Annotated in this window: 9 protein-coding genes and 1 pseudogene; 7 read left to right on the plus strand and 3 right to left on the minus strand. The window is 51.0% G+C overall.

What is annotated here, in order from left to right; genetic code table 11:
* Positions 1 to 192: 192 nt before the first annotated feature.
* The 6 genes from K0F88_RS31705 to K0F88_RS31730 all read left to right on the plus strand — a co-directional run bounded on the left by K0F88_RS31705 (position 193) and on the right by K0F88_RS31730 (position 4,631).
* Positions 193 to 375, plus strand: a complete 183-nt coding sequence (locus tag K0F88_RS31705) for a hypothetical protein (RefSeq protein ID WP_141213503.1) — start codon at positions 193 to 195, stop codon at positions 373 to 375.
* A gap of 116 nt (positions 376 to 491) precedes the next feature.
* On the plus strand, positions 492 to 755 hold the full coding sequence (locus K0F88_RS31710) for a DUF2790 domain-containing protein (RefSeq protein ID WP_094471096.1): 264 nt from the start codon (positions 492 to 494) through the stop codon (positions 753 to 755).
* 188 nt (positions 756 to 943) lie between these two features.
* On the plus strand, positions 944 to 1,258 hold the full coding sequence (locus K0F88_RS31715) for a hypothetical protein (RefSeq protein ID WP_219097838.1): 315 nt from the start codon (positions 944 to 946) through the stop codon (positions 1,256 to 1,258).
* 517 nt (positions 1,259 to 1,775) lie between these two features.
* On the plus strand, positions 1,776 to 3,026 hold the full coding sequence (locus K0F88_RS31720) for a ribonucleotide-diphosphate reductase subunit beta (RefSeq protein WP_219097839.1): 1,251 nt from the start codon (positions 1,776 to 1,778) through the stop codon (positions 3,024 to 3,026).
* 708 nt (positions 3,027 to 3,734) lie between these two features.
* Complete coding sequence (locus K0F88_RS31725; protein WP_219097840.1) at positions 3,735 to 4,196, plus strand: hypothetical protein; 462 nt, start codon at positions 3,735 to 3,737, stop codon at positions 4,194 to 4,196.
* A 129-nt stretch (positions 4,197 to 4,325) separates the two neighbouring features.
* Positions 4,326 to 4,631, plus strand: a complete 306-nt coding sequence (locus K0F88_RS31730) for a helix-turn-helix domain-containing protein (protein WP_219097841.1) — start codon at positions 4,326 to 4,328, stop codon at positions 4,629 to 4,631.
* Positions 4,632 to 4,686: 55 nt separating this feature from the next.
* Here K0F88_RS31730 and K0F88_RS31735 read toward each other — a convergent pair whose 3' ends face one another.
* Together K0F88_RS31735 and K0F88_RS31740 are read right to left on the minus strand one after the other, a co-directional pair.
* Positions 4,687 to 4,857, minus strand: a complete 171-nt coding sequence (locus K0F88_RS31735; RefSeq protein ID WP_219097842.1) for a hypothetical protein — start codon at positions 4,855 to 4,857, stop codon at positions 4,687 to 4,689.
* Positions 4,858 to 5,238: 381 nt separating this feature from the next.
* The gene (locus K0F88_RS31740) at positions 5,239 to 6,108 is read right to left on the minus strand and encodes a LysR family transcriptional regulator (RefSeq protein ID WP_219097843.1); all 870 of its coding nucleotides are present in this window, start codon (positions 6,106 to 6,108) and stop codon (positions 5,239 to 5,241) included.
* A 100-nt stretch (positions 6,109 to 6,208) separates the two neighbouring features.
* On the opposite strand from K0F88_RS31740, the gene K0F88_RS31745 reads away from it, so the two are divergent.
* Positions 6,209 to 6,805 (plus strand): LysE family translocator, encoded by a 597-nt coding sequence (locus K0F88_RS31745; protein WP_219097844.1) that lies wholly within the window; start codon positions 6,209 to 6,211, stop codon positions 6,803 to 6,805.
* A 399-nt stretch (positions 6,806 to 7,204) separates the two neighbouring features.
* Here the strand turns inward: K0F88_RS31745 and K0F88_RS31750 are convergent.
* Positions 7,205 to 8,218, minus strand: a pseudogene (locus tag K0F88_RS31750) (hypothetical protein); the annotation flags it as partial.

Below are 8,218 nucleotides of genomic sequence, written 5' to 3' on the forward strand. Positions count from 1 at the left end.
GACGAACGGGATACAGAGAAGCCGCACTCATCTTTCTTACCTCGGTGGAATAGTTGTTTTTGTATGGCTCCAGTTGTAGCCGGGCCGGGCCTATAGAACCATTCGACGATGGTAGTAACAAGCCCCTACAAATTACCGTGATAAGCCCAAAACACACCTCCGAACTTCACGCAAACCCTGTGGGAGCGTGGCTTGCCCGCGAAGAACGATAACGCGGTCCCCCTGAAAAACCCCACCGCCGAAACCGCCATTTACTCCTTCCTACCACCTTATCCGCTGATTGTTACGAAATCTGTCAAAGGTGTTTATCAAAACCCCACCTATATGAATGCACACCCCACGCCTAAAATCCGTCTCGCCAACAAGGCAACGTGATTAACCAAGTTGCAGCCCCCACGAAGGCCGTTAATCCAAGACTCTTTAATCAAGCTCCACACGCAACCCCAACAAGGTTGCGTGACCCCATTCGACCTCTAAAAGGTAAATCTGAAATGAAAGCTTTATTAGTTCTGGCCCTCAGCAGCCTGTGCGCAACCGCCATGGCAGACGAGGTCCCGACTGATGTCGCACAGCAGAAACCAGCCATCGAGGAATACACTTACTCGACTCACCTGGACGTCGCCAAAGTTATCTCCATGAGTGAAGTCCCCAATGTGTGCGAAGTTGTTCCGGTGAAAATGGAATACGACGACTCCCAAGGTCAACGCCACATTCTGCGCTACAGCATCATGGGCAACGGCTGCACAAACGGCTGATCACCCGCCCGCCTTTAACGGTTCGACCCATCCGCCCCGCCCTTTCAAGGCAGATGCAGCGCCGAACCGTACATATCGATAAATACGATTAACTTGAGCATTTATTTGCGCTTTTTAATCAAATTAGTTGGCGTAGCATTCATTCCATACCCAAGGCACAAAACGCCAACGAACCTGGAGCCACTACCATGAAAACCAAACTGATCCTCGCCCTGACCCTCTCCGTCCTGGCTGCCAACACGTTCGCTGCTGACGGTTTCGACCGCACGGGCTCCGCTGCCTACACCACTCAAGCGGCTGTCGCTTCTGACGGCTACGACCATACCGGTTCGGCTTCCTTCGCCGCCGATGGTGCCGATCACGTCGGTGCCGGCAAGCTGGCTTCGGATGGCTTTGATCACACAGGTGCCGCTAAAGTCGCCGCTGACGGCTTCGATCACACCGGTGCGGCCAAAGTCGCTGCCGATGGCGCCGATCACGTCGGTGCAGCACGCCTGAGCTGATCATCCAGCGTGACTTTACAGCCCGGCTTCGGTCGGGCTTAGTTGTGTCTTGAACCACCGAAAACCGACTCAAAACACAACATGTAGTGAAAAACCGCTTTTTCTGCCTATTTTTTGAACAAAAAAGTAGTGCTTCAAATTTTAAGAAAAAAAATCTTAACCCGCGATCTCCAGCCAAAGCCCTGTAAACCCTCGCTCCGACCGAAAAACCCGCCTTCTCGACCGCTCCATGCGCGGATTCGCCCCACCACGACCGTAAAAATTTCCCTATAATGCCGGCTTAAACGGGCCTGCAATATTCCCTTACAGGGATAACAGCCAGTCTGAAGCCCACGCCGAAGTCCTCACCGATTTCTGCGCCCCTCAGAGGCTCTCGGAACCCCGTACAAAATTATGTTTATTTGCCTGCGTGTACCGCTGCAAAAAACGCTATCCAACGCGGCCAGTACGGCCGTGTGAAAAACAACCAATCAGTTTTCACACGGGCATCTGGCCCTCACGCAGGAGACGACACGTCATGCTGAGCTGGGACGAATTCGACAAAGAAGACAGCGGCGAGACCGTGGTAAAAGGCGCCAACGCCGGCCACGCGACTGAAGCCAACATGGACCGACTCGACACCGCTGGTGGTGTCGCCGCTCAAGAAGCTCGCGCCGTCACCGCGAACGACTCTGCCGCCATCGCCCGTGCCAAAGCAGCCCTGGACAACCTCGACATCGCCGAAGGCCTTGCCGAACTCGAAGGCGCCTCCGCCCGCGTCGCCGTCGACGAAAAGCGCATGATCAACTGCCGCGCCGACCTCAACCAACTCGTACCGTTCAAGTACGACTGGGCCTGGCAGAAGTATCTGGACGGTTGCGCAAACCACTGGATGCCGCAAGAAGTCAACATGACCGCCGACATCGCCCTCTGGAAAGACCCGGAAGGCCTGACCGACGACGAGCGCCGCATCGTGATGCGCAACCTCGGCTTCTTCTCCACCGCCGACTCCCTGGTTGCCAACAACCTGGTCCTGGCCGTGTACCGCCTGATCACCAACCCGGAATGCCGCCAGTACATCCTGCGCCAGGCGTTCGAAGAGGCGATCCACACCCACGCCTACCAGTACTGCATCGAATCGCTGGCCATGGATGAAGGCGAGATCTTCAACATGTACCACGAGATCCCATCGGTCGCGAAAAAAGCCACCTGGGGCCTCAAATACACCCGTTCGATCTCCGATCCGAAGTTCGAAACCGGCACCGTCGAAACCGACAAAGAACTGCTGCGCAACCTGATCGCCTACTACTGCGTTCTGGAAGGCATCTTCTTCTACTGCGGCTTCACCCAGATCCTCTCCATGGGCCGCCGCAACAAAATGACCGGCGTCGCCGAGCAGTTCCAGTACATCCTGCGCGACGAATCCATGCACCTGAACTTCGGCATCGACGTGATCAACCAGATCAAAATCGAAAACCCGCACTTGTGGGATGCTGAAATGAAGGAAGAGGCTTCGCAGATGATTCTGCAGGGGACTCAGCTGGAGATTGAATACGCTCGGGATACCATGCCTCGTGGGGTGTTGGGCATGAATGCGGCGATGATGGAGGACTATCTGAAGTTCATCGCTAACCGTCGTTTGTCGCAGATCGGTCTTAAAGAAGAGTATCCAAGGACGACTAACCCGTTCCCTTGGATGAGCGAGATTATGGACTTGAAGAAAGAGAAGAATTTCTTTGAGACTCGGGTTATTGAGTATCAGACTGGTGGGGCGTTGAGCTGGGATTGATTTTATCAATCCTTATTTTTCAGCCAGGTCTGGACTTTTTTCACTAAAGCTGGATAGACAGCACCAACTCAGTGCAGAAAATGTAAAAAGCCACCTAAGCCCTAGGGAAAAGGTGGCTTTTCTGCATAAAGGGTATAAACGCAACCGTTGAACGGGAATGCAAGTGTTGGATGGTCGCCCTCCGACGCATAACCCGCCTATTACAATGGGCACTTAAAATGTCACAACACCACTGACGGCAGTGGAGACATTATCGCTTGCCTCCGCCAGAAATCCTTGCAAAATTGGGTTCAAGCCTTGGGTGAGAGCTAACCGTCGCGGTCATCGATGTCGCGATAGCCCTGACGCCTAAGTACAATACGACCACCTCTGCCTGAAACCATAACTGCCACACTAAATTGCGTTGTCTGACTCAGTCACCCGATCTACGTGAGCAGCTTGAACTATTCAATACTATCCCGTAAGACTTTGATATTCGCAGAAAGTCCGCGCCCTGGGCTGCTGTTCGATATTACACAATGCTGCACTGTTTAACGCACCTCGATAAAGGGATGCGCAACAAATAGCCATCACTCCATACAAGTACGTAGTTCAATCGTTAATGCTCGCGACGAACGGTCAAACCAACTAAATTATCTCTATAGCATATATTGTAGAATACGCGTTCAGTTTGGTTATCCGCAAGCTAGATTTCTGGAGCTATGAGTGATGCTCGTTTACGACCCTATAGAGAAAAAAGTACGGACTTGGTCCCATGCCGAAATCGATGGTCCCTGCTTCGTTGCAACTATAACCTCGCTACAGACGGGAGAGGTCAGCCGAGCAGCGTTACTGAGGTGTGCCTACACACTGCATCACTACCTACTCACTGTTAAGGGCGTTGAAATTAAACACATCCATATGATGTGTCCTCCTTTAATCAGTGGGAAAAGCCACTGGATCATGGCAGAGCTCCTCAGCGTGACCAGCTACAACGGACTGGAGACGCCCGAAAGTAGTATCGTGTATCGCACGAAGGAATCAGTCTACAAAATTGGCGAACTCGATCTGCGGAAGAAAAAAAAATCAAGGATTCTGTACTCCACACAGCACCTTCAGGTACACACTCCAGAACCACTTTTCTGTCTTGCAGAACAGGTGATTCCTGGATTTTTCGGGCAGATTGGTTAAGTCCCCGATCGGAAAGTGCTGTGGCGTAAGTCCCCTCCGCGCTCTGCCATTCTCACACGCAAATATCTCTATAGCGTATAGAGATTTTTGCTCAAGCAAGGCCTTATAGTTCCTTTTGCGGGTAAGCAAATGGAACTCAGAGAATCATTTGGCGAAACGGTCAGATCCATTCGGCGAATCAAAGGTCTTCCCCAAGGTGCAATTGGAACCAATCAGGGTTTTATCAGTGAGCTTGAGAGTGGATTAAAGTCACCCACGCTTCCAAAAATTGCCGAGATTGCTAAAAAACTAGAGCTTCATCCAATTACCCTACTTACTGCAGCATACGAAACTATGGGTCCAGAATCCGCAGCGGAACTACTGGCCAAAGTAGCGATTGAACTTGAAAGCTTAACCCAGTTAAAAACTGAAAACCTTAAAAGCCCCAAAAAGTAGCAACATGAAAATATGCCCTCCCTAAGAAACTTAAAAATATGCCATCCATTACATATTAAATGCCCGCCAGCCTTCCAATAGGCTCTAGGTCCACCCCTGACTGCAAAGCAATATCCAAAAATCTATGGGCCTTTTGGGATCTGTTAATCAGCAAAAGTTTGGCTTCAGTTTTGTACTGATCTCTCAAAAACCACTTGGTCGTTTTTACTTTACGTTTTCCTTTCATTACAGCCTCATGGGATTGAAGGAGTGCGGCATACAGAGAATATCAGACAGTTGGAAGGTAGATTAAATCATTACCCTGCGGCCAGGCCAAATCACTTCCGCGGGTAAGCACCGAGATGAGCCTTCTTGCGCTCGCCTATAACCTCAAGCGAATGATGAACATCTTCGGCATCGCAGGATTTGCTTGAGGCGATCAGGACGTGAATCAGCTGCGTGATCGGCGGTTTGGGCCGCTGGCGCGACCCCAACCGCATTTACGAACATTTATCTAACTGACAAGGGCAATTCGCGCTATCGACGTACTCAGTTCGTTTTCACATAGCCTGGATCCATAGCTGACCGTGGCGAAAGACAGAAATCGGCCGCAAGCGAACACTTCCTATTAGCCTCCGAACACCCGGCCGACTAACGAAGCAAGCTGTAGCGTCGCCAGCGCAGTTTCGTCAGACCTCTGATACAGATTGATCGCAAATGGCGGGAGCTCCGGTAATCCACTCTCTACCGATAAAATCTGTAAGTCTTGCGGCACGGTGAACGCGAGCCACGCGGTCACCGCCAGATCCGCTTTAACCGTTGCGCGGGTCGCCTCGATACTCCCCGATTCGTAAACGGTGCGCCATGCTCGGCCCTGCTCTTCCAAGGCCGAAACGATTGCGGGGCGGAAGGAACAACTCTCTGCCACCAGCGACACGGGCAATGGCTGCTTCTTGAATGAGCTTCCGCCCGAAGCCCCAACCCATACCAGGCGCTCGATGCTCAGACATTGCACCTTGAAGAAGCTCGCACGCGTATGAACTACGGGCTCTTCGACCAGCGCAAGATCAATTTCGCCCCGCTCCAGCGCTATCACCAGCTTGTCGGACGCTGCACATGTGAGCAAAACGTCAGCATGCGGCCAAGCGATTTGATAAGCCTTCAAAGCAGACGCTAACTCCTGCCCCATCAGGTCGTATGGAACCCCGAAGCGCACCGGGCCGCTAATCGTCTTCTTGGACATTTCGGCCCACAATTCATCGTTCAGCACCAGAAGCGCTCTGGCCTTTGCTAACAAGCGATCACCTGCGCCCGTTAGGCTCAGCTGGCGGTGCTCACGACGGAACAGAGGAGCATCGAATAGGGATTCGAGACGTTTGACGTGTTGACTGATTGCTCCTTGGGTCAAATGCAGAACACGGGCGGCAGCCGTCATGTTGCCGCGGTCATGGACGACAACAAAGGTACGAAGAAGGCTTATGTCGAGATCACGAGGCATGATGGCATTACGTTAGCTAATGATACGATTTAACATCCTTCGTTACCCTAATGGAAAAGTCGACATTAAGCTTGATCTTTTTCGGGTGGTTGAGCGACTTATGAATATCGACAGTTTCTGGCCATTGGCCTTGTTTACGGTCGCCGCAACGATAACTCCCGGCGGCGCAACAACGCTGGCAACCGCGTCCGGAGCCCATTTCGGATTCCGCAACTCGATACCCTTGATTCTAGGAATCGCAACAGGATTGGCATCAATGGCAGCGGGCGCCTCCTTTGGCTTGACGAACGTACTAATCTTCGACCCGTTATTCCCTTTGATGTTGAAAACTGCGGGCACGCTATATTTGCTCTGGCTCGCTTGGAAGGTCGCCGGCGCACCTGCGCCCGGCACCGACATGAAAGCGATGCACCCAACTGGCTATATCGCAGGGCTGTGGATGCTTTGGCATAATCCAAAAGGTTGGGCCATGACCGCCGCGGCTGCGGCCGCGTACGCCAACTTGGCCAGTAGTCCGGGCCAAATGGCATTAGTGATGGGTTTGAGCTTCGGTATTGCTGCGCTGGCATCACTATCAATCTGGTGTTACGCCGGGCGCGAACTGGCTCGACGGATTAAAAAGCCGGCACACTGGCGAATCGTAAACAGCTCACTCGGAGCGCTTATCATGGCATCAACCATCCCTATGTGGCTCTAGATGAATCAGTGTGTTCGCAGCCGATGATTATTCACCGCGCCGTCTGGACGACCGCAATCTGATGCGCCCAAATACGGCGTCAGCAATTCATACGGGCAAGCTCAATATTGTCAGCTATTCGAACAGCTCAGAAAACTGGCGGTTTTTTGAACGCGTAAAACAGTCGCTCCTGCCCACTCGATAACTGTCCCATCATGCTGTTTGATCCCCCGCCGGCCAATGCAGAGATTTTTGCCGCAGGCAGGACAGGGGAGCCACTTTTTCAACAGAATCGGCCATTAGCTGCCATTCGTGACAGATAGCAGTCGGCCTAATGAAGACCTTGAATGCGCTTGGAAACCTAGGGCGAATGAAATCCACCATATTATTCATCCGCAAAATGCTTCCAGGATGAATGCTTTAATCACGCGAAAACAAATCGTCAATTGGATCGATAGCACTAAATAATCGCTCGGACAAACTCACGCGTTGATCTTTATAAGACTCATAATCTGGTTCATGCTCTGGTTCATTAAAATATTTATCGTAGAATCTATCTACATCAACTAAGTCTACAACACCATCAGCCACACCAGATGAATCATTTGCACCCAACTCGACAGCCTTTTCATCCATTAGCTCCACAAATTTTCTGCGAGCTGCTGATTGCGAACCACCATCAGAAAATACCTCTGCATCTGGAAACTCATCTTCAACTGATGCGATCAGGTAATCCATGACGACTTGGTCATATGCATCGTAAAGCGATTGATGCTCTTCAACTTCATAGCATTTGACAAGCTGACTTAAAATCAGTAATTCGTCATAACTTGGGTCGTTGGCAAAGGCTCCAGCCAAGAACGCTTCCACAGTTATTTTATCAACACTGCCACTGCGCAGTGCCCATAAAATTACTCGTGCCGATGCCAAGAAGGATCGGCAACACTTCTCGCCACAAATGAAATTAATCGCTTTTAAAAGACTTTGGTCTGACAAGTTAAATTTTTTACCAAGCTCAGACCTTGAAATACATAATTGAGCTACAAATTCGGCATTAGACCCAAGGAAATTAACATCTAAAACGGATAAAAAGATATGACCTATCACTTCGGTCGCCACGCCAGCACTGATTATCTTGTTATCCTGCATATCCTTCAGCGTCTTCAATGAGGATTGTGTCTTCAGGCTACCAAAGCACTGCCGTAAAACAGGAGTGTTACTGGCATATCTGTTGAGTACGAAGTCACCCAAAGACGGGTTAAATAACCGAACAAAAGGCTGATTTTCGCTTACTACTAATCGCGTGAGCATCGAACCAGATAGGTGACGAAGGTTTAGTAGAAAGTCTTTTTTTCCAGTAAGACTGGCGGCTCCTGGATTCTCCAGATATCGCGCAAATGCCTCTGAAAGCTCAGGCTCAGTAATCACGCGCCC

The organism is Pseudomonas sp. UMAB-40 (assembly GCF_900095275.1).
Classification (GTDB): domain Bacteria; phylum Pseudomonadota; class Gammaproteobacteria; order Pseudomonadales; family Pseudomonadaceae; genus Aquipseudomonas; species Aquipseudomonas mandelii_B.

Coding starts and splice junctions, on each gene's coding strand:
- K0F88_RS31710 (WP_094471096.1), top strand. CDS start 492: ATGAAAGCTTTATTAGTTCTGGCCCTCAGCAGCCTGTGCGCAACCGCC.
- K0F88_RS31715 (WP_219097838.1), top strand. CDS start 944: ATGAAAACCAAACTGATCCTCGCCCTGACCCTCTCCGTCCTGGCTGCC.
- K0F88_RS31720 (WP_219097839.1), top strand. CDS start 1,776: ATGCTGAGCTGGGACGAATTCGACAAAGAAGACAGCGGCGAGACCGTG.
- K0F88_RS31725 (WP_219097840.1), top strand. CDS start 3,735: ATGCTCGTTTACGACCCTATAGAGAAAAAAGTACGGACTTGGTCCCAT.
- K0F88_RS31730 (WP_219097841.1), top strand. CDS start 4,326: ATGGAACTCAGAGAATCATTTGGCGAAACGGTCAGATCCATTCGGCGA.
- K0F88_RS31735 (WP_219097842.1), bottom strand. CDS start 4,857: ATGAAAGGAAAACGTAAAGTAAAAACGACCAAGTGGTTTTTGAGAGAT.
- K0F88_RS31740 (WP_219097843.1), bottom strand. CDS start 6,108: ATGCCTCGTGATCTCGACATAAGCCTTCTTCGTACCTTTGTTGTCGTC.
- K0F88_RS31745 (WP_219097844.1), top strand. CDS start 6,209: ATGAATATCGACAGTTTCTGGCCATTGGCCTTGTTTACGGTCGCCGCA.